19 protein-coding genes are annotated in these 23,441 nt (G+C 43.4%); 14 read left to right on the plus strand and 5 right to left on the minus strand.

Features of this window, described 5'->3' with window-relative positions; genetic code table 11:
- Positions 1 to 95: 95 nt before the first annotated feature.
- From ftsH to AB5916_RS14695, 4 genes are all read left to right on the plus strand, one after another.
- On the plus strand, positions 96 to 2,063 hold the full coding sequence (gene ftsH, locus AB5916_RS14680; protein ID WP_368191571.1) for an ATP-dependent zinc metalloprotease FtsH: 1,968 nt from the start codon (positions 96 to 98) through the stop codon (positions 2,061 to 2,063).
- A 202-nt stretch (positions 2,064 to 2,265) separates the two neighbouring features.
- Positions 2,266 to 4,125 carry an excinuclease ABC subunit UvrC gene (gene uvrC, locus AB5916_RS14685; RefSeq protein WP_368191572.1) on the plus strand — a complete coding sequence of 620 codons (1,860 nt, stop codon included), beginning with the start codon at positions 2,266 to 2,268 and terminating at the stop codon, positions 4,123 to 4,125.
- Between the two features lie 59 nt (positions 4,126 to 4,184).
- Entirely contained in the window at positions 4,185 to 5,117 is a 933-nt protein-coding gene (gene hprK, locus AB5916_RS14690; protein WP_173729078.1) for an HPr(Ser) kinase/phosphatase, read from the plus strand.
- A gap of 44 nt (positions 5,118 to 5,161) precedes the next feature.
- Complete coding sequence (locus tag AB5916_RS14695) at positions 5,162 to 6,106, plus strand: ROK family glucokinase (protein WP_173729077.1); 945 nt, start codon at positions 5,162 to 5,164, stop codon at positions 6,104 to 6,106.
- A gap of 84 nt (positions 6,107 to 6,190) precedes the next feature.
- Here AB5916_RS14695 and AB5916_RS14700 read toward each other — a convergent pair whose 3' ends face one another.
- Positions 6,191 to 7,009, minus strand: a complete 819-nt coding sequence (locus tag AB5916_RS14700; RefSeq protein WP_173729076.1) for an RNA methyltransferase — start codon at positions 7,007 to 7,009, stop codon at positions 6,191 to 6,193.
- A gap of 232 nt (positions 7,010 to 7,241) precedes the next feature.
- Between AB5916_RS14700 and AB5916_RS14705 the strand changes: the two genes are divergently transcribed.
- On the plus strand, positions 7,242 to 8,582 hold the full coding sequence (locus AB5916_RS14705) for an MATE family efflux transporter (RefSeq protein ID WP_368191573.1): 1,341 nt from the start codon (positions 7,242 to 7,244) through the stop codon (positions 8,580 to 8,582).
- A 137-nt stretch (positions 8,583 to 8,719) separates the two neighbouring features.
- Here AB5916_RS14705 and AB5916_RS14710 read toward each other — a convergent pair whose 3' ends face one another.
- The 3 genes from AB5916_RS14710 to AB5916_RS14720 form a co-directional block, all read right to left on the minus strand.
- Entirely contained in the window at positions 8,720 to 11,377 is a 2,658-nt protein-coding gene (locus AB5916_RS14710; protein ID WP_368191574.1) for a transglycosylase domain-containing protein, read from the minus strand.
- 165 nt (positions 11,378 to 11,542) lie between these two features.
- Positions 11,543 to 12,487: an arginase family protein gene (locus AB5916_RS14715; RefSeq protein WP_368191575.1), complete on the minus strand. Its 945-nt coding sequence runs from the start codon at positions 12,485 to 12,487 to the stop codon at positions 11,543 to 11,545.
- Positions 12,488 to 12,505: 18 nt separating this feature from the next.
- Positions 12,506 to 13,561, minus strand: a complete 1,056-nt coding sequence (locus AB5916_RS14720; RefSeq protein ID WP_368191576.1) for a LacI family DNA-binding transcriptional regulator — start codon at positions 13,559 to 13,561, stop codon at positions 12,506 to 12,508.
- Positions 13,562 to 13,819: 258 nt separating this feature from the next.
- On the opposite strand from AB5916_RS14720, the gene AB5916_RS14725 reads away from it, so the two are divergent.
- From AB5916_RS14725 to AB5916_RS14755, 7 genes are all read left to right on the plus strand, one after another.
- Positions 13,820 to 15,316, plus strand: a complete 1,497-nt coding sequence (locus AB5916_RS14725; protein WP_368191577.1) for a sugar ABC transporter ATP-binding protein — start codon at positions 13,820 to 13,822, stop codon at positions 15,314 to 15,316.
- 30 nt (positions 15,317 to 15,346) lie between these two features.
- Complete coding sequence (locus tag AB5916_RS14730) at positions 15,347 to 16,345, plus strand: ABC transporter permease (protein ID WP_368191578.1); 999 nt, start codon at positions 15,347 to 15,349, stop codon at positions 16,343 to 16,345.
- Between the two features lie 106 nt (positions 16,346 to 16,451).
- Positions 16,452 to 17,504: a sugar ABC transporter substrate-binding protein gene (locus AB5916_RS14735; protein WP_368191579.1), complete on the plus strand. Its 1,053-nt coding sequence runs from the start codon at positions 16,452 to 16,454 to the stop codon at positions 17,502 to 17,504.
- A gap of 73 nt (positions 17,505 to 17,577) precedes the next feature.
- Positions 17,578 to 18,471, plus strand: a complete 894-nt coding sequence (locus AB5916_RS14740) for an amidohydrolase family protein (protein ID WP_368191580.1) — start codon at positions 17,578 to 17,580, stop codon at positions 18,469 to 18,471.
- A gap of 14 nt (positions 18,472 to 18,485) precedes the next feature.
- A complete protein-coding gene (locus tag AB5916_RS14745) occupies positions 18,486 to 19,451 on the plus strand; it encodes an ROK family glucokinase (protein ID WP_368191581.1) in 966 nt (321 codons plus the stop codon).
- Positions 19,435 to 20,826 (plus strand): M24 family metallopeptidase, encoded by a 1,392-nt coding sequence (locus AB5916_RS14750; RefSeq protein ID WP_368191582.1) that lies wholly within the window; start codon positions 19,435 to 19,437, stop codon positions 20,824 to 20,826. The genes AB5916_RS14745 and AB5916_RS14750 overlap by 17 nt, the downstream gene beginning before the upstream one ends.
- Before the next feature lie 161 nt (positions 20,827 to 20,987).
- A complete protein-coding gene (locus tag AB5916_RS14755; protein WP_368191583.1) occupies positions 20,988 to 21,644 on the plus strand; it encodes a YigZ family protein in 657 nt (218 codons plus the stop codon).
- Positions 21,645 to 21,652: 8 nt separating this feature from the next.
- Here AB5916_RS14755 and AB5916_RS14760 read toward each other — a convergent pair whose 3' ends face one another.
- A complete protein-coding gene (locus AB5916_RS14760; RefSeq protein WP_158422317.1) occupies positions 21,653 to 22,171 on the minus strand; it encodes a peptidylprolyl isomerase in 519 nt (172 codons plus the stop codon).
- Between the two features lie 100 nt (positions 22,172 to 22,271).
- Between AB5916_RS14760 and tsaE the strand changes: the two genes are divergently transcribed.
- Together tsaE and tsaB are read left to right on the plus strand one after the other, a co-directional pair.
- Entirely contained in the window at positions 22,272 to 22,694 is a 423-nt protein-coding gene (gene tsaE, locus AB5916_RS14765) for a tRNA (adenosine(37)-N6)-threonylcarbamoyltransferase complex ATPase subunit type 1 TsaE (protein WP_158422316.1), read from the plus strand.
- Between the two features lie 2 nt (positions 22,695 to 22,696).
- Entirely contained in the window at positions 22,697 to 23,404 is a 708-nt protein-coding gene (gene tsaB, locus AB5916_RS14770) for a tRNA (adenosine(37)-N6)-threonylcarbamoyltransferase complex dimerization subunit type 1 TsaB (RefSeq protein WP_368191584.1), read from the plus strand.
- Positions 23,405 to 23,441: the final 37 nt, after the last annotated feature.

The raw sequence follows: 23,441 nt of genomic DNA on the forward strand, positions 1-23,441 counted from the left end.
AGATGAGAGAAAAAATCAGAGTATTTTCATAATCTGGCAGTTGATTTATCCTGGATTTCTCTTTATAATAAAAAGGATACAAGAGGAGGAACAAAATGAATAATAATTTGGACAATAACCCCAATGGCAAGCGTCCTGATAACAGGGATCCCAGGAAGCAGGGACCCAATAAAAATCATCAGTCAATTCTGGCTTTTCTGATCTGTCTTTTAGTTACATTTGTATGCTTAAGTCTTTTTACCAATATGCTTCAGGATCATTCCAGCGAGATCACATATGACAAATTTATTGATATGGTGGAAAAGGATCAGGTTAAGGAAGTTACCCTTCAGTCTGATACATTGACGATTGTGCCGAAGAAGCAGACAAGTCCCTATTCAGAGATCACCTATTATACGAATCAGGTAGAGGATGAGACAGCTCTTACTAAGCGCCTGGAGGGTACAGGTATTATTTTCAAGTCTGAACCGCCGGATGCATTTGGCGAATTTATGTCTATGATGCTTTCTGTGCTTCTTCCTACACTGCTTTTATTTGTGCTTTTGATGTTCTTTATGCGCCGTATGAATAAAGGCGGCGGTATGATGGGAGTGGGCAAAAGCAGAGCCAAGGCTTATGTACAGAAAGAAACAGGGATTACTTTTAAAGATGTTGCTGGACAGGATGAGGCAAAGGAATCCCTTCAGGAAGTAGTTGATTTTCTTCATAATCCCGGGAAATATACAGAGATTGGCGCTAAGCTTCCCAAAGGAGCACTCCTTGTAGGACCTCCCGGAACAGGAAAGACACTTCTGGCAAAAGCTGTTGCAGGAGAGGCGCATGTACCGTTTTTCTCATTGTCAGGATCAGAGTTTGTGGAAATGTTTGTTGGTGTAGGTGCTTCCCGTGTAAGGGATCTTTTCGAAGAAGCGAAGAAGAATGCACCATGTATTGTATTTATCGATGAGATTGATGCCATCGGAAAAAGCAGGGATTCCCATTATGGCGGAGGCAATGATGAGCGTGAGCAGACACTGAATCAGCTGTTGGCTGAGATGGATGGCTTTGATACATCTAAAGGGCTGCTGATCCTGGCGGCTACTAACCGTCCGGAAGTTTTGGATCCTGCACTGCTTCGTCCTGGCAGGTTTGACCGCCGAGTGATTGTAGACCGGCCGGATCTGAAGGGCCGTGTAGATATTCTGAAGGTACATGCAAAGAATGTACTGCTGGATGATACGGTTGATTTTGATGCTATTGCACTGGCTACTTCAGGAGCTGTTGGATCCGACCTTGCCAATATGGTAAATGAAGCTGCGATCCTTGCAGTTAAGAATGGCCGAAAAGCTGTATCCCAGAAGGATCTGCTGGAGTCTGTAGAAGTGGTTCTTGTGGGAAAAGAAAAGAAAGACCGCATTTTGAGCCCGCAGGAGCGCAAGATCGTATCTTATCATGAAGTAGGGCATGCTCTTGTAAGTGCTCTGCAAAAAGACGCAGAGCCTGTGCAGAAGATCACCATTGTGCCGCGTACAATGGGAGCACTTGGATATGTTATGCAGGTGCCTGAAGAAGAGAAATACCTGAATACTAAGAAAGAACTGGAAGCTATGCTGGTAGGCTATCTTGGCGGCCGTGCCGCTGAGGAGATTGTCTTTGATACTGTGACTACAGGAGCATCTAATGATATTGAACAGGCGACTAAGGTTGCAAGAGCAATGATCACCCAGTATGGTATGTCCGAGAAGTTTGGTCTGATGGGACTTGCCACACAGGAGGACAGGTACCTTACCGGTCGTGCTGTGCTGAATTGCGGAGATGACACTGCTACAGAAGTGGACCATGAGGTGATGGCATTGATGCATCGCTCTTATGAAGAGGCAAAGACATTGCTGAGCGGACACAGAAAAGCATTGGACAAGATCGCTGATTATCTGATCCGCAAAGAAACGATTACCGGTAAGGAATTTATGAAGATCTTCCGGGCTGTAGAAAAGGGAATGGATGTGCCGGAGAATCTGGATGAGCTGGATCTTAACCAACTGGAGGACAAAGAGCCTGCTCAGGCAGAGCCAACAGAAGAATAACAGATGTGAAATGGAGCCGGGAATACAGCTTGAAGCAGGTATCCCGGCTCTTATATCAGCTGGGAGTCAATCCCCCAGCTGATATAGCCTCTGGCAGGATTGCAGAGGTGCGCAGGAGAAGTATGTCATGCAATTGCATGACGCGCACCTCGCAGCAAGAATGCCGAGGCATTCTTGATATGACGGCGAAAGGATCCATAATATGTTTTTGATCGAAGAGGAACTGAAAAAATTGCCTGGAAAGCCTGGCGTCTATATTATGCATGGGGAAAAGGATGAGATCATTTATGTTGGAAAGGCGGTCAGCCTGAAAAACAGAGTGCGCCAGTATTTTCAGAGCAGCAGGAATAAAGGGGCAAAGATCGAGCAGATGGTGACACACATTACCAGGTTTGAGTATATTATCACAGACTCAGAGCTGGAAGCCCTTGTACTGGAATGTAATCTGATCAAGGAACACAGACCTAAATATAATACAATGCTGAAGGATGATAAAACATATCCTTTTATTAAAGTAACCGTTCAGGAACCCTATCCGAGAGTTCTGTTTTCCAGAACCATGAAAAAGGATAAGGCAAGATATTTTGGCCCCTATACAAGTGCAGGGGCTGTAAAAGATGTGATCGAGCTTGTAAGAAAGCTGTATAAGGTGCGTTCCTGTAACAGAAACATTCCTAAAGAAAACTATAATGATCGTCCCTGCCTGTATTATCATATGGAGCAATGTATGGCACCCTGTCAGGGCAATGTAAGCCAGCAGGAGTATAAAAAGAATATTGATCAGGTACTGAAGTTTCTGAATGGGGATTTTCAGGAAACAATCCATCAGCTTACCCATAAAATGGAGACGGCATCAGAAGAAATGCGGTTTGAGGATGCGGCAGGATACAGAGATCTGATACAGAGCATACGTAAGATTGGTGAACGCCAGAAGATTACAACTTACGGAGAAGAGGACAAAGATATTATTGCAGTTTCTATGGATGAAAGCCTTGATCTGAGAGAACAGGATGCAGTAGTGCAGGTGTTTTTCATGCGAAGCGGCAAGCTGATCGGAAGGGATCACTTCTTTCTGCGGGTGGCAAGAGGAGATAATGCAGAGCAGGTATTGTCCAGCTTTCTGAAGCAGTTTTATGCAGGAACGCCTTTTATTCCAAAGGAGATCATGCTGCAGAAAGACATTGAGGACAGGCAGGTGATCGAAGAGTGGCTGTCCGGGCGCAGAGGTCAGAAGGTGCATATCCGTGTACCTGTAAAAGGAACGAAAGAAAAGCTGGTGGAATTGGCACTGGAAAATGCAAGAATGGTTCTGGCAAAGGACAGAGAACGAATAAAAAGGGAAGAGGGCAGAACCATTGGAGCTGTAAAGGAAGTAGAGAACTGGCTGAACCTGAAAGATCTTGTGCGTATGGAGGCTTATGATATTTCCAATATCAGTGGCTTTGAGTCGGTTGGTTCCATGGTGGTCTATGAGAAGGGACGACCAAAACGGTCAGATTACCGTAAATTTAAGATTAAATGGGTGCAGGGTCCTAATGACTATGCCAGCATGGAAGAAGTGCTTACAAGGCGTTTTACTCATGAAAGCAAGGGAGAATTTGACAGCTTTTCCAGACTTCCGGATCTGATTCTGATGGACGGCGGAAGAGGACAGGTAAATATCGCTTTGAAGGTGTTGGAAAATCTGGGAATGGATATTCCGGTATGCGGTATGGTAAAAGATGATAACCACAGGACCAGGGGACTGTATTACAATAATGTGGAGATCCCCATCGACACCAGCAGCGAAGGCTTTCATCTGATCACCAGGATCCAGGATGAAGCACACAGATTTGCCATCGAATTTCATCGTTCCCTGCGAAGCAAGGAGCAGGTACATTCTGTGTTGGATGATATTCCGGGGATCGGAGATGCCAGAAGAAAAGCCCTGATGCGTAAATTTAAGTCCCTAGAGAAGATCCAGGAAGCTTCAGTGGAAGAATTGGCATCTACGGAAACCATGAATATGAAAAGTGCCAGCCAGGTTTATGATTTTTTTCACAAAAAAGGAAAAAATATATAAATTATTTTCAACGCGTGTTATAATAAGAACGAATATTTCTAAAAGCGAGGAGATAGACCATGAAAGGTGTGCAGTTGACAAAAATGGCTCAGGAGCTGAATCTGACAAATCTGACGCCAGATATTGATTTTACAGATATTTATATTAAAACAGCTGAGATTAACCGTCCTGCTCTTCAGCTTACAGGATACCTGGAGCATTTTGCAAATGAGCGGGTGCAGATTATCGGATATGTAGAGTATACCTATTTGATGCAGCTGAATGATGAAGAGAGACAGTTCAAGTATGAGCGCTTTATTTCCAGCAAGATTCCCTGTGTTGTATTTAGTACCATGACAAGACCGTCTCAGGATATGATCGACCTGGCATATAAGTATAATGTGCCTACTTTTGTAACAGAGAGAAGTACCTCCAGCTTTATGGCTGAGATCATCCGCTGGCTTGGTGTACAGCTTGCTCCCTGCATTTCTATTCACGGAGTGTTGGTGGATGTATATGGTGAGGGTGTTCTGATCACAGGCGAAAGCGGGATCGGCAAGAGTGAGGCTGCACTGGAATTGATCAAGCGAGGTCATCGTCTTGTAAGTGATGATGTAGTAGAACTGCGTAAGGTCAGCGATGTAACCTTGGTAGGCTCTGCACCGGATATTACCAGGCATTTTATTGAGCTTCGAGGGATCGGTATCATTGATGTAAAGACCCTTTTTGGTGTGGAAAGTGTTAAGAATACACAGTCTGTAGACCTGGTGATCCGTCTGGAAGAGTGGGATAAGGACAAAGAATATGACCGACTGGGACTTCATGAGGAATATACAGAATATTTGGGGAATAAGATTGTATGCCATTCTCTGCCCATACGTCCGGGCCGTAATCTGGCAGTGATCGTTGAAGCAGCTGCAGTCAACCACAGACAGAAGAAGATGGGCTACAATGCTGCGGAAGAGCTGTATAAGCGTGTGCAGGCCAATATAGCGAAGAAAAGGGATGTCTGATAAAAAGTGTTAAATAATAAAAAGGTAATGGAAAGGAAAAGGTTATGGGAGTTTATTGTTTTGGTATTGATGTGGGAGGAACATCTGTCAAATGTGGATTGTTTCTTACTGATGGAACACTGGTAGAAAAATGGGAGATTCCTACCCGTACGGAAAATGAAGGAGCTGCGATCCTTCCAGATATAGCAAAGACTATTGAGGATAAGATCAAAGAACGTGGAATTGAAAAAGGCGATATTGATGGTGTTGGTATCGGAATCCCGGGACCTGTGAATGAGAACGGCGAGGTTCCCCTTGCGGTAAACCTTCACTGGGGATTTAAGGCTGTTGCAGCAGAAATCAGTGCATTGACCGGACTTCCTGCAAAGGCTGCCAATGATGCCAATGTAGCTGCTTTGGGAGAGGCTTGGAAAGGTGCTGCAGAGGGTGCTAAGAGTGTAGTACTCCTTACACTTGGTACAGGCGTTGGCGGTGGTATTATAGTTGATGGTAAGATCGTACCTGGTTTCCACGGCGCCGGCGGTGAAGTGGGACATGCCAATATGAACAGCGAGGAAGCAGAAAGCTGTAACTGTGGTAATCATGGATGTCTGGAGCAGTATGCTTCAGCAACCGGTATTGTCCGTGTTGCAAAGAGGGTACTTGATTCCACTCAGGCTCCGAGCGTTCTCAGAAAGAATATGGACAAGCTGAGCGCAAAGCAGGTTCTGGATGCATACAAGGACGGAGATGTACTGGCTGTACAGATCATGGAAAAAGTAGGAGATATACTGGGCAGGGCGCTTGGTATTTTCTGCTGTGTGATCGATCCACAGACCATCGTGATCGGCGGAGGAGTTTCCAGGGCAGGACAGCCGCTGATAGACTGTATCCAGAAATATTACAGGAAGTATGCGTTCCCAACATGTAAGGATACACCGATCGTACTTGCTACGCTGGGAAATGATGCCGGGATTTACGGAACTGCACGAATGGTGATCAAGGACTAAAAAAGACTTTCAGGAAATTGATATGCTCCCTTCTAGGTGGACAAGTGAAATAATAACAACTTGTCACTTAGGAGGGAGCATATTTTATCTGTGTCCCAGCTCCCAGAAGGCTACCGCACTTGCGGCAGCTACATTCAGGGAATCTACTCCGTGGGACATTGGTATCTTCACGGTATAATCACTGTTTGCAATCGTCTGTGATGTAAGGCCGTCGCCCTCAGTTCCGAGAATGACTGCCAATTTTTTTTCTGATCGGAGTGCTTTGTCATCAATTCCTACAGAATCGTCACGCAGAGCCATTGCGGCTGTTTTGAATCCCAACTTTTGTAGGATCTGCATTCCATCCTGCGGCCATATATTTTTTTTATCAAAGTATGTCCAGGGGATCTGGAATACGGTGCCCATGCTCACTCTGGCTGCACGCCGGTAAAGCGGATCACTGCATCCACCAGTCAAGAGTACTGCATCCATATGGAGTGCTGCTGCTGAGCGAAAAATAGCTCCGATATTTGTAGGATTTACAACATTTTCAAGAACTGCTATGCGGTTGGCGTTTCTGCAGACTTCCTCTACGGATGGCAGTGGATTTCTGTGCATTGCGCAGAGCATTCCGCGCGTAAGAGCAAATCCGGTCAGCCTAACCAATAGTTCATATTTCGCAGTATAGACAGGCACATTTGTATACTGTTCCAGAATTTCCCTCGCCTCTCCTATCAGATCTTTGTGCTCTACCAGAAAAGAAATCGGCTGATATCCTGCATTTAAGGCACGTTCAATCACTTTCGGACTTTCTGCAATAAAAATTCCAGATTCTGGTTCATAGTATCGTAAAAGCTGTACTTCCGATGTTCTGGCATAAACATCCAGTTCCGGCGCAGTGAAATCTTTTATTTCATTCCACATAAAAATCAGACCTCCAAACTGAGTAATCTTATTTTACATCAGTTTGGAGATTTGCACAAGAAATCCTTTTTCAATCAAAGCCTCAATCAAAACAAATGGGTTCCAGAGTCATAAATATTATATTTTATTTTCACATTAATGATGTTAAAATTATCACTGTAAATATCAGAGTGTATTTGAAAAAAATTCTTAATCTTTTTTAACTATGCTCCGGAAAGGAAATTTTATACTAATGAAAACCAAGATCCAGGATATGACCTCCGGTTCGCCGGGACGGTTGCTCATTTTTTTTGCAATTCCCCTGATGCTGGGGAATATCTGTCAGCAGCTTTATACAATGGTGGATACCATGATCGTTGGTCAGGTTGCAGGCGTGGAGGCTCTTGCCGCGTTGGGTGCTGTTGACTTTTTGATGTGGGTTGTCACAGGTGTATCTACCGGACTCACCCAGGGATTTTCCATTCAACTCTCGCAGTATTACGGGGCAAAGGATTATGAAAATCTGCGCAAATCTTTGGCACACAGTTATCGACTGACTGCATTCAGCGCAGTGGGAGTATTCATTTTCAGCCAGTCCTTTGCTTCACTGGTATTAACAGGGCTGCATACACCTTCCAATATTATGGGAATGTCATTATTATATCTGCGCATTATTTTCTGTGGAATTCCGGCTGCTTCAGCCTATAATATGTTTGCCTCTGCTTTAAGGGCTATGGGAAACAGTAAAACACCACTGACTGCAATGATCATTGCATCTGTACTGAATGTCGTACTGGACATCCTGTTTGTGGCAGGCTTTGGATGGGGTGTTGCAGGAGCAGCAATCGCAACTGTGATCGCACAAAGTTTTTCTGCGGTTTATTGTTTTTTGATTTTACGCAAAATTGATATTGTCCATCTGTCCAGAGCAGATTTTATGCCTGCCTCCGGTATGAACGCATGTCTGATGAAGCTTGGTATTCCTGTTGTATTCCAGAATGTTATCATCGGCATAGGCGGTCTGGCAGTCCAGTATGTGATCAATAGTTATGGCTTTCTTTTTGTGGCTGGATTTACAGCTACAAACAAGCTTTATGGCTTGTTGGAAATGGCAGCTATTTCCTATGGATATGCCATTGTTACTTATGTGGGTCAGAATCTGGGAGCCGGAAGGATCGACAGGATCCGGAAAGGTGTCCGCTGCAGTATGCTGCTTTCCCTGCTTACATCACTGATCATTTCCACTGCCATGTTTTTCTTTGGAAAAAGTATTCTTTCACTTTTCATCTCAGGTGAACCACAGCAGACACAGGAAGTATTGGCAATTGCTTTTAAATACCTTTCTATTATGGCTACCATGCTTTGGGTTTTGTACTTCCTGTATGTATACAGATCTGCGCTTCAGGGACTAGGAGATACGTTAATGCCTATGGTAAGTGGTATGACTGAATTTGCAATGCGTATCAGTGCTGCACTGATTCTTCCTCATTTTATTGGAAGGGACGGTGTTTTCTTTGCGGAAGTTACAGCATGGAGCGGAGCCACTGTGATCCTATGCATCAGCTATTATGTACGGATGCATAAATATCATTAAGGCAATACAATTTCTTATAAAAAAAGATCCCATGCAAGGAAAAAGGCTAAAAAGTTTTGTCCTTGCAGGGATCTTTTTATTTATCACTGAGGATGTGGAAAGCTGGTATTCACCCACAGTCCCTCTTATGGTGAAAGTTAGTAGTAAACAATATCATCCGTACCTTCGCCACCGGTATTATCGCCACCGGTGTAATCGCCTCCGGTACCATCACCACCAGTGCCATCGCCGCCGGTATTATCACCACCGGTATTATCGCCGCCGGTACCATCACCACCGGTACCATCACCGCCGGTACCATCGCCACCGGTATTATCCGGATTGTCCGGAATCACAGGCTCTTCCGGAGTGCCAGGATTGTTGGGATCATCCGGAGTCTGTGTAAGATCCGGATCCAGAACCAGTTCTCCCTCTGTTTCTTCATCAGGAACTTCATAGAAGTGCTGGTCGCAATATTCTGTAGGCACAGTGCCAACGTCAAAATACTCTTCAATAACCGGGCATCCTGTACGCGGCAGAAGACCTGTCTCAGAACAAATGCTGATTTTCTCAACGCTTGATGGCTGCTGGAAGTCACGGTACTCCAATCCTTCATGGATCCTGGACATAACCTTTCTCCATAAGTTCTTGTGGAAGTTACGGGCATCATCCGGGATCTTCTGATTATCATCGTAGCCGGACCATACAACACATGTATAATATGGCGTAAATCCTGCAAACCAAAGGTCATTGTACTGGTCGGTAGTACCAGTCTTACCTGCAACTGCCATATTATCCAGCTGACATGCAGTACCTGTACCTTGCTGCACTACATCCTCCATAGCACTTGTAAGAAGGAAAGCGGTGCTTTCTTTGATCACAGACTTCTCAGCAGATGTATTCTCAATCAGTACATTGCCATTGTGATCAAGGATCTTGGTGTAATAAACAGGTTTGATATAATTGCCGCTGTTGGCAATGGTAGCGTATGCTGCACACAGGTCGATGTTGGTAATACCATAGGTAAGTCCTCCAAGTGCCATTGGGAGATTGGCATCTGTGTAAACATTGCCATTGGCATCTGTGTCTGCTTCTGTTCCATGAGCCAGAGTGGAGAATCCAAAGTTGTCCAGGTATTGCAGGCCAAGTTCTGGAGTTACCTGCTCCAGGCATTTGACAGCCACAACATTGATGGAGTTACGGATCGCAGTACGGATAGTAGTTGTACCGCTGTAGGAACCACTTGCATTCTTTACCGGTTGTCCGCTTGGGTAATTGTAAGGCTCATCCTCAAAGGTAGTTGCCAGGGACATGCCAAGCTCATTCAAGGCTGGGGCATAAGTGGAAACAATCTTAAAGGTAGAACCAGGCTGACGGGTAGAATCTGTGGCACGGTTCATGGTCAGGCTGGCTGTCTTCTCACCACGGCCTCCGATCATAGCCTTTACATAGCCGGTATGCTGGTCGATAACGGTCATGGAGGACTGGGGCTGTGGTGCGAAATTCACACGCTCTGCTACTACCTGGCTGCCATCGGAAAGGATGTCTGCCTTATAGCGATCCACATAGGTCTGTCCTTCTTCCTGTGAATCAAACAGCAGGTCAAAGGAAGGATCCTCGTTCTGGAAATAAAGCTTCATCATCTCTTTGCTGTAGTTTACCTGCTCACCGGCAGGAGTCTTCACAGTAAGTGCATAGTCAAGTGCATACTGGACATAATCCGGATAATTACTAGGGCCAGCATATTCTTCATCAAGGATCTTCTGGATGGAAGGACTCTGTGTGGTCATAACCTTCAGACCACCGCTGTACAGCATATTCTGTGCCTGAGTCTTGGTATATCCTTTGATATTCATCAAGTCATTGATGATCTGCTGGTTCAGGGCATCCTCAAAGTAAGAATAAATATTACTGTCTGTCTGGGTCTGCTCAGCTTGTGCAGCCTGGATCCTGGAATACACATCATCATTCAGTGCTTCGTCATACTGTGCCTGGTCGATATATTCCTGATCCAGCATATGCTGAAGGACTTCCTTACGCCTTTTGGCATTTTCCTTGGGGTTGCTGATAGGATTGTATTTGGTAGGAGCCTGGGTAATACCTGCCAAAGTAGCACATTCTGAAAGATTCAGATCCCATACATCTTTGTTAAAATACTGACGGGATGCTGCCTGTACTCCATAAGCACCTGCACCAAGGTTGATGGTGTTCAGATAGTTCTCAAGGATCACATTCTTATCACCGATCTTTTCCTCAATCTGAACTGCCAGGTACTGCTCCTGAAGCTTACGGGTAATACGCTCGATTTGGGTAGACTCATTTGTCCAGTTGGTAAATACGTTATTCTTAAGAAGCTGCTGGGTAATGGTACTGGCACCCTCTGAAAAATGACCGCCGGATGTAAGACCCTTTACGGCTGCACGCAGGATGCCTCGCACATCAATACCATTATGCTCGTAAAAACGCTCATCCTCTATGGCTACAACTGCATGCTGCAGATCCAGGGGAATCTGGTCGATGGAAACAGGAAGTCTGTTGGCATCCGGAGCAGCCAGCTTACGGATCTGATTCCCTTCATCATCATACAGGAATGTGGCATAGCCAAGGGGCATGATATCTACATTCTCTACATCGGGGGCATTTGCGATCACTCCACGGACAGAGCCGATCCCCACACAGGTAACTACTACACAGAGTGTGATCAGACCCATAAACAGAAGCCGGATCAGTGAAACATGTGCTCTTTGTCCCATCATGGAAGAACGGGAGATGAGAGCATTACGTTTCCGTGCAGTGGATTTTTTTCCGTAGTTCATGATATTCCTCCTTTATAATCCGTTCTATTATATCAAATAAGTATAAGTAATTAAAGCATGAAATGAAAAATTCACATTTTTCATAAATTTATAAGAAATAGAAATCATACTCTAACCATAACCGTATTTGACAGAAGGTATTCAGAAGGAAAAGAAAATGTGCTTTTACAGGAATGGCATTTGTTTCCAGGCTTCCAGGCCAGCAGAAACTGTGCGAAGACCGCTGAGAGTAAGGGAATCTTGTCCTGGAATATCTGTATCAAAATAAAAACCATAACTTCCGTAAACGAGAACTTTTCCGGTCTGCATGACAGTTTGTATATTATCCATTACAGTGAACACGGAAGGTCCTCCGTCAGCGGCACAGGCAGCATTTGGAGCATAGGGCCGTGCCAGAATATCACCATCAATATGAAGATACAGGGCATCTACTTTATCGGCCAGGGCAAAGACTGCATGTTTCCATTTTTCAGGATCATTAAATTCATCTGTCTTCAGCCAGCAAAGCTTTGAAGACTGTACAAGAGGAAGGGCCCCGTCGTCATTTACTATGGATTCACGAAAATCGCTTAAAAGAACCAATTCATCATCATAAGGCTTGGACAGACCGGCAGCATTGCACCATTGGGGAAGTGTTTTACCAAGGATAGCTGCAACGTCCATGCCGCCCAAAATGCCGGTAGTAGTTACTTCTGGTGTGGACATGTCACTGTGTGCATCCAAATATATGATCCCCACCTTTTTGTCTGGTCCCAGATATCTCTGAATGCCGCCGCAGACGGCAACTGCGTCTTTACAATATCCGCCTGTAAGAAGCAGAGCAGAATTGTCGGATAGAGACTGGTATACTGCGTCTGACAGCTGACGGGTCAATGTAAGGTATATTTCTTCTTTCTCAACTGGCTGATAAGTGATTCTTTGTGTTTGGACTGGAACATTTGCTTTGTTATAAACGCTACAAAGATGGTAATCATCCAACTCTCTGTATTTATCCCATAACTGAATATCTGAATAGATTCCTTGGCGGATATGTCTTGGGTCAGGTCCCCAGTTCAGATCTCCATAAGGCATTTCAATAACGGAAAGCTGAGTAAGATTTTTGATATGCATGGTATGCGTGCCTCCTTTTTAATCTTTAATATTGATCAGGTCGCAGTCGATAAAAGCCTGGATGGGTACATATTGTTTGCCTTTTTGGATGTTTTCCAGCAAGGCATTTACTGCTAACCGTCCGATTTCTTGTGGACGTTGTGAGACTATATTTGAGATTCTTTGATAGGTTTTTCTGTGGATTCCTTTTGCCTGATCCAGGAAGGAAATATTAAAATCATCGAACACACCAATCTCAAAATCTGTTTGTTTGTAATACTCTGTGGTGAGAATCAAATCGCAGAAGTGCTGCATATCTGATCCTGTATGGATAATAAACGCATTGAATTTCTGGGATGTGTTTAAAAGAGAATATATAGGCTGCTGCGTATAATCCCGGTTGGGATAAATGATCTGGTTAAAACCAGGAAGTCCGTATTTATCCATAGCTGCGTAATAGCCGTTGATACGGCACATGGAAACATTGGTCAAGGTGGATTTGTCCTGTATAATGCTAAGGATCTTCTTATGTCCTCGTTTGATCAGGCTTTCGGTAAGCTTGAACATGCCTTCTTCATTCTTGGTGGAAACAATGGAATAATTAGGCGTTTCTGTGTAGCTGGGATAACAGTCCACGAAAACAAAAGGAATGTCCCATTCTGTAAGCTTGTCAATATATTTGCGGTTGTTTGCACTGGAAAAGGAATCAATGATAATACCGGAAACTTTTACAGAATTGCATATTTCCAGGTATTTCATTTCAAGAGTATTGTTTTCCTGAGTATCAAAAGCAATGACTGTGTATCCGTTTTCATAAGCGACATGGGTAATGGTTTCTGTCAGGTCTGCCATAAATTTGTACTGCATATGAGGCAGCAAAAGAGCAATAGTCTTATTAAGTTTTGGAATGCCGGAGGAATAATTCATGATCTTCCCTGTGGGAATATAATCAGCTTCATTGGCAATGCGGAGGATCTGCTCTCTTTTCTGATCAGAAACACGAACCGGACGGTTGTTGATGACTCGTGAGACAAGGGCTTTGGAAACATGAGCCTGATCAGCAATGTCCTGTAAGGTAATTTTTTTTGATTTCATATGATTGTCTCCATATAGGTTTGGTAAAAGTTTATCATATGATGAAAATATCATAATAAAAATAATAAGTCAATTATAAAAACAAAAAAACAGAAAAGAAAATCTGAATAAATAAGGAAAATACATAAAATAATCTGGAATTGTGAATCTATTACAAATAAACATCTTCTTTTTTGTGAAAAAAGCAAACGAAAAAGTTCTTGTGATAAACAATGTATCAATGATAAACTTTGAGTAAATCAAACAGGAGGGACAACAATGAGTGAGTATATACTGGAAATGAAAAATATCAGTAAGCGCTTTGGCGGGATTCATGCATTGAATGATGTTAGCCTTCATCTCAGGCGAGGAGAGGTCCTTTGCCTGTGTGGTGAAAATGGAGCAGGGAAATCTACCTTGATGAAGATCCTTGCAGGGATTCAGCAGCCGTCTGAAGGTCAGATTTATATTGATGGTCAGCCGGTGCGTATCAGAAAGCCTATAGATTCCATTTATTACGGAGTGAGTATGGTGCAGCAGGAATTGATCCAGATTGAAGAGATGACGGTTGCAGAAAATATCTTTGTTGGACGATACAAAACCAAAGGAGGTTTTGTAGAAGAAGGACGGATCAACCGGGAGGCCAAAGCACTGATGGATGAATTGGGGATCTATTTTGATCCCAAGTCTTTGCTGAAACATTACAGCATTGCACAAAGGCAGCTGATCGAAATCTTGAAAGCACTTTCCTATCATGCATCCATTATTGTTTTTGATGAGCCTACAGCAGCACTTACTATAGAAGAAACAGAGAAGCTGTATAAGATTATCCGCAAATTAAAGGAAGATAAGATGGCTATTATTATGATCTCTCACAGAATGGAAGACATTTATGCAGTAGGAGATCGAATCCAGGTTTTGAAGGATGGCTGTGATTCCGGCGGCGGACTGGTGTCAGAAATGACGGTAGACGATATTGTCCAGCTGATGGTCGGACGAAAAATGACTCAGCAGTTCCCGGAAAAAACAAATCACTCAGGAGAAGTGATACTTAAAGCAGAGAATTTAAGTAATGAGCGGGTACATAAAGTTTCCTTTGAACTTCATAAAGGAGAGATTTTAGGTATTGGAGGTCTGGTAGGCGCAGGCAGGACGGAATTGTTAAGACTTTTGCTCGGCATTGATCCTGGAGAAGGAAGCCTTCAGATGAATGGAAAGCCTGTGGAGATCAATTCGCCAAGAGATGGTGTGCATAAAGGGATTGCTTTTCTCCCTGAGGACAGGAAGGATCAGGGACTGATCCTGGAACAGTCTATTTTGCAGAATACTATTTTAAGTATTCTGGAAAGATTGTCCAAGTGGGGATTTATGAATACCAGGAAAGAAAAAAACGTCTGTAAGGAATACATAGAAAAATTGAGAATCCGATGTGCTGGCAGTCAGATGGCGGTCAAAATGCTAAGTGGTGGCAATCAGCAGAAAGTGGTTCTTGGAAGATGCCTTGCATCACATCCGGATATCCTGCTTCTGGATGAGCCTACAAGAGGTGTGGATGTAGGTGCGAAAGCTGAAATATATAAAATCATCAACGATCTGGCAACAGCAGGGCTGTCCATTATCGTAGTATCCTCTGAAATGACGGAACTTCTGGGAATTTCCGACAGGATACTTGTTATGCATGAAGGATATCTGTCTGGTGAACTTATGAGAGGCGAAGCAACAGAAGAAAACATCATGCATATGGCAATTTCACACGATCAGACTGCAAAAGCGTAATACGCATTGTTATACGGATGGAGAGAAAAAATGGATAAAAAGAACAGTATAAAACACAAAATTATTACTTCAAAATATTTTGAACTGTCAGGACTGATCCTTTTGATCATTCTGTATTCCTGCATCGTGCAGGCAAAAAGTGGGAATTTTCTTACAACAGGAAATATCCATAATGTACTGAAAGAGATCGTTGTTTACGGTATTCTGTCATGTGCTCTGGCATTTCCGCTGATCAATGGAACTTTTGATCTTTCAATTGAGTCCATTGCAGCTCTGGGTGGTACATGCTGTGGACTTTTGGTAAAGGATGGGTTATATGGACTGAAAACAAACCTTCCAGTGGCAATCCTTATTTCTGTGATCATTTGTTGCGTAGTAGGCGCGGTAAACGGACTTTTGGTAGCGTTTACATCTATCGATCCGTTTATTGTCACGCTGGGTTCGCAGGTGGCGGTACGAGGCTTGGTATATATTGTGGGTAACAATACAGCGGTTACAGGTCTTCCGGATTCCTTTAAAGCGTTAAGTAATAAACCGATTCTGGGTGTGTCCATGTCTATTTGGATTATGATCCTTGTATTTGTATTTATGGCAATTGTTCTTGGGAAAACTGCATACGGAAGGAAGGTATATGCTATTGGTGGTAATTATCAGGCTGCTTTCATTTCCGGTATTAATGTAAAAGGCGTTCGCTTCTCCACATATATTATTTCTGGTGGTTTGTCTGCTATTGCAGGTATTCTGTCCACAGCAAGAGTGGCATCTGCAACACCAAATGCAGCAAGCGGATATGCAACCATTGCCATTTCAGCCTGTGCAATGGGTGGCGTTGCTTTAAGTGGAGGAAAAGGTCTGACCATCGGCGTTTTCCTTGGATCACTTCTGATGGGAATGATTACCAATGGAATGAATCTTATGTATATTGGTTCTAACTGGCAGTATGTGGTTCGTGGAGCACTGATGGTAGTTGCAGTATTCTATTCACAGTGGTTTAACAGCTTTTCTTATAAGTTGGCAAATAAAAAATAAGCGAAATCTATAATTTATTATGTAAATATCCTGCTGTCATATTTTTACGGCCGAAAATTATGACAACAGGGAAAATAAAATATTTAAAAGAAAGGTAGAAAATATTATGAAGAAAAAAATGGTATGTACAATGCTGACAGCTACAATGGCAATGGCAACAATCGGTGCACCTTTATCTGCATCAGCAGCAGATGAGGAAAAGATCATTGGTGTAGTTGTATGGGATATGGCACAGTCATTTGAGGCATCTCTGGCAGAAATCGCTGAGAAAGAGATTGAAGCAAGAGGCTGGAAATGTGTACTCATGGACCCGAGCGGGGATTGGGCAAAAATGTACACAGATATCAATGACCTTGTAACTCAGGGAGTTGACGGAATTATTTATACTGCCATTGATACAGAAGGCGCAAATGATGCAGTAGACCTGGCTCATGAAGCAGGAATTCCTATTATCGACTTTGACTGTCTGGCATCCAAAGGAGGTGCTGATGCATCTGTAAGATATGATGATTATGCAGGTGGCCAGATGGCAGCAGAGCAGTGTATGGAAGCGCTTGATGGAAAGGAAGATGCACAGGTTGTTGTGTTTGAAGAGGAGCCGTCCATTGCATCCAGTGGGCTTCGTGTGAATGGTTTTGTGGACTGGATGAATGAGAATTATCCGAATGTGGAGATCATCAAGAATCGATCCACAGATAGAACAACTGATGGATGTTATGCATGGGCAACCGATATGATTACTGCTTATCCGGATGCAGATGCGTTCTTCCTGTACTGGAATGAGTGTACAATGGGAACCTATCATGCTCTTCAGGATGCAGGTAAAACAGATGTTTATGTTATTGGATACGATGCTACAGATGAGCAGAAACAGGTTATGATTGATGGCGGTGAGGACAGCAAGCTGTATGCAAGTCCTGGAATGTCTCCTGTAAAAATGGGTGTAAAATGCGTAGAGTTTATGGAGCAGATTTTTGATGGAAGCTATACAAGAAGCGGCCCGGATGATATCTATGAAATGATACCAGAGCTTCTTACCGTTCATAATGCAGAAACCTTTGATATCAATGCTATGGATGAGGAAACAGAAGATACAGAAGATACAGAGGCTGCAGAAGATACAGAAACGGAAGAAGCAGCAGAGGATGGACAGGAATAATTAATAAAAATCCGGCGGATAGTTATTTATAAAAACTACCGCCGGTGTAAACAAGAAACAGGAGGATGATAATATGTTCATAGATTCTCATATGCACTTAATCAATACAAAATGTTTTGACAGACCAACTTATGATCGGCTTGGTCAGTCAATTCCAAAAGATACGGATATTAATCAGTTGGTAGAATGGATGAAGGCGGCTGGAATCGAACACTGCGTATGCATGGGACAGGACATGCATAAAGTATGGAATTCCGAATTTGGAGAAATTGCGGTGGAGGATGCTTTCGCAAAATATCCAGATTTCTTTGTTCCGTTTTGCAGTGTGGAACCCATTGATGAGGCTGGAAGATTTAACCAGAAGAACTTCGATTACATGGTAGATAAGCTGAATAATAAAGGATACAGGGGCGTACTTTTTACTCCACCTTATGGACAGTTCAGTTCCAATGATCCGGTTATGTTCCCATTCTATGAAGCTATTGACAAGGCTGGGGCAGTATGCCAGTATCACCATTCTGCAGCTGGTGGACCTACTGTTCTTGCGCATACAAAATATGCCAAAATGGAAAATCTGAACGATGTAACCTTCCATTTTCCGCATATGAAAAAAGTGGTAGAACATATCGGATATCCATTTAGCGAATATCTTTTTACAATGATGGTAAATGATGAAAACCTGTGGACTGATCTGGCTATGCTTTATAAGAGACCTTTATGGATGACCTGGAATATGGTACTTGCAAAAGAAATAGGTGTGCTTGATAGAGTGATGTTTGCAACAGACTTTGTAGCAGCAAATAATGATCTGTTCGGACCGGATCCTACAAAGGATATCCTTGGATGGATTGACCTGGTGCAGAACGGAATGAACAAGATCTGCAAGCAGTCTGGCTGGCCTACATTTACAGAAAAAGAGATCATGGGTATTCTCCATGACAATGCAGCCAGACTTTATAACCTGTAAAGGAAGTTAAAAACGTGAAAATATTATTTGGAGTTGATGTTGGCGGAACAGATATTAAGCTGGGTGCATTTGACTGGAAAAGTCAGGAGCTTTTAAAAAAATGGAATATAAAAACGAATCTTTCCGATGAAGGAAAGAGAATCATTCCAGATGTGGCGAAAGAAATACAGGGGTATCTCAGTGTGCATGGGCTGGATGAATCAGATGTATATGGCATAGGAATGGGAATCCCGGGACCTGTAGACAAAGACGGAAATGTGGAAGTGTGTGTGAATCTGTTCTGGAGAAACTTTAATCCTGCAGAAGAAATGAAAAAGTTTTTTCCAAAAGCTTACATCCAAGCTGGAAATGATGCCAATGTGGCAGCACTTGGAGAATTTGTGCAGGGAGCAGGCAGAAAATATAAGACGATGATGCTGATCACTTTGGGAACAGGAGTGGGCGGTGGAATCATACTGAATGGCAACATTGTGCTAGGGTCTTCGGGACTTGCCGGGGAAATCGGACATATTGCTGTGGGACCGAAGGATTCAGGGAACTGCAATTGCGGAAATTGCGGGTGTGTGGATCAATTTGCACCGGCTACCGGGATCGTACGGAGAATGAAGAAAATACTGGCTGAAAATGAAGGCGTATCCCAACTGCGGGAAATGCAGGATTTTACTGCAAAAGATGTGTGTGACCAGGCAAAAAAAGGAGATCCGCTTGCTATTGAGTGTGTGGAGTTTTGTATGGGTGTGCTGGGTCGGGCTATGGCTATGTTTGCCCATGCTTTTGATCCGGAAGTGTTTGTGATCGGTGGAGGTGTGTCTAATGCAGGAAGCTTGATCACGGATGCAATTTACAAAGAATATAAAAAGAACTTTTTCCTGACAGACAAAAAGAACAATATTATTCTGGCAGAGTTGGGAAACGATGCCGGGATAATCGGAGCGTCAGCATTGGTGTCAGAGGAGGGAAAATTTGGATATATTATATGATAAAGTAGAAAAGCCTAGGATTCATCAGGATTACAGGCCTGTGAATCTTACTAGGGAGACTATGGAGGAGCATTACCGGAATGTTCTTGCTGGTATGAAAGAGCAGAATTTAGATGTGCTTATGATTTATGCTGATCGTGAGCATGGGGCTAATTTTGCATATCTGACAGGTTTTGAACCAAGGTTTGAAGAAGCTGTACTGGTTTTACACGCAGATGGAAGAGTGTATTTTCTGCTGGGAAATGAAAATCTGAAAATGAGCCAATATAGTTTTATACAGGGAACGGTTCTTCATACACCTTATTTTTCTCTGCCTTATCAGCCTATGAATCCTCAGAACCGGATCCGTGACATCCTGAATGAAGCAGGTTTGGAAGATGGAATGAAGGTCGGTTGTGTTGGATGGAAGCTGTTTACAAGTGCAGTTGAGGACAACCGGTGTCTGATTGATATTCCGGAATTTATAGCTGCTGCCATTAAAGATATCAATAAGAATGGACAGACAATCAATGCATCCGGTATTTTTTTAGATTCAGAAAAAGGCTTGAGACACATAAAAAATGCCAATGAGATTGCACATTATGAAGCGGCATCAGGGCTTGCATCTGCCTGCGTGTATAAGGCACTGGAAGCATTAAAGCCTGGTAAAACTGAAATGGAACTTGCAGGGGAGATGAATCCTATGGGACAGCCTACATCAGTTACAACCATTGTTGCTACAGGTGATCGTTTTACAGATGCAATTGTATTTCCGAGAAATAAGGAAGTACAAGTGGGGGATCGTTTTTCTGCTACTTTGGGACTTCGTGGAGGTTTAACATCCAGGGCTGCTTATGTGGTAGAGGAGGAATCTCAGCTTCCGGAAGCGGAGAGAGATTATCTGAAAAAAATTGCTGTTCCTTACTATAAAGCAGCTGTGACATGGTATGAAACCGTGGGCGAGGGTGTCAGATGCGAAGATATCTATCAGGCTGTTGATGAAGTTCTTCCAAAGGAGATATTTCACTGGACACTGAACCCGGGTCATTTTACAGATAACGAGGAATGGTCGGCATCACCGATTTATCCAGGAAGTCCGGTAATCCTGAAAAGTGGGATGATGCTTCAGATGGATATTATTCCTGCTGTTCCGGGATATGCAGGCATTGGTGCAGAAGATGGGGTTGTACTGATTGATGAAAAAATGGCAGGACAGCTTCAAAGTGAATATCCTCGTACATGGGAACGGATGCAGGAAAGACGGGATTATATGATCTGTGTATTAGGAATACACCTGAAAGATGGAGTGTATCCTATGAGTGATCTTTGCGGGTATTTGAGGCCTTTCCTTTTGGAAAAAGACAAAGCGTTTACTGTATTAAAAGAAGAAGCATGAATATAGCGAAAAGAAGGGGACTTTGCAGGTCCTCTTCTTTTTTTACAAAATGATTGACGGAGAAACATATTTTCATTATCATTAAGGAAGATTCATATGAAAGACGATTTGTGAAAAAATATATCATAAAAGGGTACCAAAGACCATGGAGGCTGTGTGAAATGCAAAAAGAGTATAAGACCGTATATGCTGGCGGTGAAGGAGAGATTATCGAAAAGAAATCCAGGTTTATTGCGACTGTGCGGCCGGTGGAAAGCGAAGAAGAGGCACTTGCCTTCATAGAGGAAATGCGTAAGAAATACTGGGATGCAAGACATAACTGCTATGTGTATTCTGTTGGGATGAACCGGGAAGCTACCAGATGCAGTGATGATGGGGAACCATCCGGTACAGCCGGAAGACCTATGTTGGATGTGATCCTTGGACAAGATATTTATAATGTGGCAGTGGTTGTTACCAGATACTTTGGAGGTGTGCTTCTTGGAACAGGCGGACTGGTGAGAGCCTACTCTTTGGCAGTGCAGACAGGGCTTGCGGCTAGTACGGTGATCACGAAAAAACTGGGGATTTCCCTGAAAGTAGAAACGGATTATTCTGGGATCGGCAAGATCCAGTATATTGCAGGGGAAAACGGTCTGCCCATCCTGGATTCAGAATATACGGATAAAGTAATTCTCCACCTGCTGGTACCGGAAGAACAGGTACAGCAAGTGAAGAAGCATATTACGGAAGGCACAAGCGGACGTGCTTCCATGGAAAAGATAAAAGATGTTTATTTTGCTGATGTAAATGGAGAAACAAAAATCTGGGAATGCTGATCATCTGATCAGCATTTTTCTGGCTCCGGATATTCCACACCAAAGGTTTCTACAGTTATGGAATGGATCTGCTGTTCATCCAGCGGTCTGTCGCTGTAATCAGTTTCTTCTTCAGCGATACGGTTTACTACTTCCATGCCTTCTATTACTTTGCCGAAAGCTGCATAGCTGCCATCAAGATGTGGGGCGTTCTTATGCATGATGAAGAACTGGCTGCCTGCAGAATCAGGATGCATGGCGCGAGCCATGGAAAGAACACCGGCAGTATGCTTAAGATCATTGGCAAAGCCATTCTGTGCAAATTCTCCTTTGATGCTGTAGCCGGGGCCGCCCATACCGGTTCCATCCGGGCATCCTCCCTGGATCATGAAGCCATAGATCACACGATGGAAGATCAGGCCGTCATAGAAGCCTTTTTTGACAAGGCTGATAAAGTTATTCACTGTATTGGGGGCAATTTCCGGATAAAGCTCTGCTTTTATCACATCTTGGTTTTCCATAGTAATGGTTATGATTGGGTTTGTCATATTGAAATCTCCTTTATAAGTATTGTAAATCCTTAATTGTTTTATTATAATATTCAGAGAATGAATGTGCAAGAAAAAGAAAAGGTGGTTACTAAAAGAAATGATTATAGAGACCAATTCAGCCGAAGAAACCTTTGCATTGGGAAAAGCTCTTGGTGAAAAGGCATCCCCAGGTCAGATTTATACCCTGGATGGTGATCTGGGCACAGGAAAGACCGTGTTTACCCAGGGGGTTGCAGCAGGACTTGGGATCACAGAAGCGATCAGCAGTCCCACATTTACCATTATACAGGAATATGATACAGGCAGGCTTCCGTTATACCATTTTGATGTATATCGTATCGGAGATATTGAAGAAATGGAAGAAATCGGATATGATGATTACTTTTTCGGAGAAGGGATCTGCCTCATCGAGTGGGCAGATTTGATCCGTGAGATCCTTCCGGAACATGTGATACGAATCACCATAGAAAAAGACCTGGAGAAAGGTTTTGATTACCGGAAGATTACGATAGGAGAATAAAAATGAGAATTTTAGCATTAGACAGTTCAGGAATAGTAGCAACTGTAGCAATTGTGGAGGATGATAATCTTCTGGCAGAATATACAGTGAATTATAAAAAAACCCATTCCCAGACTTTACTTCCCATGTTGGATGAGATCGTAAAGATGACAGAGTTTGATCTGAATACGTTAGATGCAGTGGCAGTGGCAGCAGGCCCTGGCTCTTTTACAGGACTTCGTATCGGGTCAGCTACAGCAAAGGGGCTTGGGCTTGCTCTTGACAAGCCGCTGATCCCGGTTCCTACAGTGGAAGCACTGGCATATAATCTTTATGATGTGTCCGGGCTTGTCTGCCCTATTATGGATGCCAGGAGGGGACAGGTGTATACAGGGATTTACAGATTTAAGGACCACAGGCTGGTTCAGGTAGAAGAGCAGATGGCTGTGCCCATCCAGGAGCTGATTGGCATTTTGAACCGGCTGGAAGAACCAGTGACTTTCCTGGGAGATGGAGTGCCAGTGTTTAGGGAAACGATCCAAGCTGAGCTGAAGATGCCATTTTCTTTCGCACCTGCACATGTGAATAAACAAAGAGCGGCTGCGGTAGCTGCTCTGGGAGAGGTTTATTACAAAGATGGCAGGATCCAGACTGCAATGGAGCATATTCCGGAATACCTTAGGCTTTCCCAGGCTGAGAGGGAACGGGCCCAGAGGGAGGGAAAAGCATGATCCTCAGGGAAATGCTGGTAGAAGACCTGGATCAGGT

The sequence above is a fragment of the Blautia sp. 1033sp1_1033st1_G9_1033SCRN_220408 genome (assembly GCF_040929965.1).
GTDB classification, from domain to species: Bacteria; Bacillota; Clostridia; order Lachnospirales; family Lachnospiraceae; genus Blautia_A; species Blautia_A ammoniilytica.

Bases quoted from the DNA above. Each gene is read 5' to 3' on its own strand.
- ftsH (WP_368191571.1), top strand. From the start codon at position 96: ATGAATAATAATTTGGACAATAACCCCAATGGCAAGCGTCCTGATAAC.
- uvrC (WP_368191572.1), top strand. From the start codon at position 2,266: ATGTTTTTGATCGAAGAGGAACTGAAAAAATTGCCTGGAAAGCCTGGC.
- hprK (WP_173729078.1), top strand. From the start codon at position 4,185: ATGAAAGGTGTGCAGTTGACAAAAATGGCTCAGGAGCTGAATCTGACA.
- AB5916_RS14695 (WP_173729077.1), top strand. From the start codon at position 5,162: ATGGGAGTTTATTGTTTTGGTATTGATGTGGGAGGAACATCTGTCAAA.
- AB5916_RS14700 (WP_173729076.1), bottom strand. From the start codon at position 7,009: ATGTGGAATGAAATAAAAGATTTCACTGCGCCGGAACTGGATGTTTAT.
- AB5916_RS14705 (WP_368191573.1), top strand. From the start codon at position 7,242: ATGAAAACCAAGATCCAGGATATGACCTCCGGTTCGCCGGGACGGTTG.
- AB5916_RS14710 (WP_368191574.1), bottom strand. From the start codon at position 11,377: ATGAACTACGGAAAAAAATCCACTGCACGGAAACGTAATGCTCTCATC.
- AB5916_RS14715 (WP_368191575.1), bottom strand. From the start codon at position 12,487: ATGCATATCAAAAATCTTACTCAGCTTTCCGTTATTGAAATGCCTTAT.
- AB5916_RS14720 (WP_368191576.1), bottom strand. From the start codon at position 13,561: ATGAAATCAAAAAAAATTACCTTACAGGACATTGCTGATCAGGCTCAT.
- AB5916_RS14725 (WP_368191577.1), top strand. From the start codon at position 13,820: ATGAGTGAGTATATACTGGAAATGAAAAATATCAGTAAGCGCTTTGGC.
- AB5916_RS14730 (WP_368191578.1), top strand. From the start codon at position 15,347: ATGGATAAAAAGAACAGTATAAAACACAAAATTATTACTTCAAAATAT.
- AB5916_RS14735 (WP_368191579.1), top strand. From the start codon at position 16,452: ATGAAGAAAAAAATGGTATGTACAATGCTGACAGCTACAATGGCAATG.
- AB5916_RS14740 (WP_368191580.1), top strand. From the start codon at position 17,578: ATGTTCATAGATTCTCATATGCACTTAATCAATACAAAATGTTTTGAC.
- AB5916_RS14755 (WP_368191583.1), top strand. From the start codon at position 20,988: ATGCAAAAAGAGTATAAGACCGTATATGCTGGCGGTGAAGGAGAGATT.
- AB5916_RS14760 (WP_158422317.1), bottom strand. From the start codon at position 22,171: ATGACAAACCCAATCATAACCATTACTATGGAAAACCAAGATGTGATA.
- tsaE (WP_158422316.1), top strand. From the start codon at position 22,272: ATGATTATAGAGACCAATTCAGCCGAAGAAACCTTTGCATTGGGAAAA.
- tsaB (WP_368191584.1), top strand. From the start codon at position 22,697: ATGAGAATTTTAGCATTAGACAGTTCAGGAATAGTAGCAACTGTAGCA.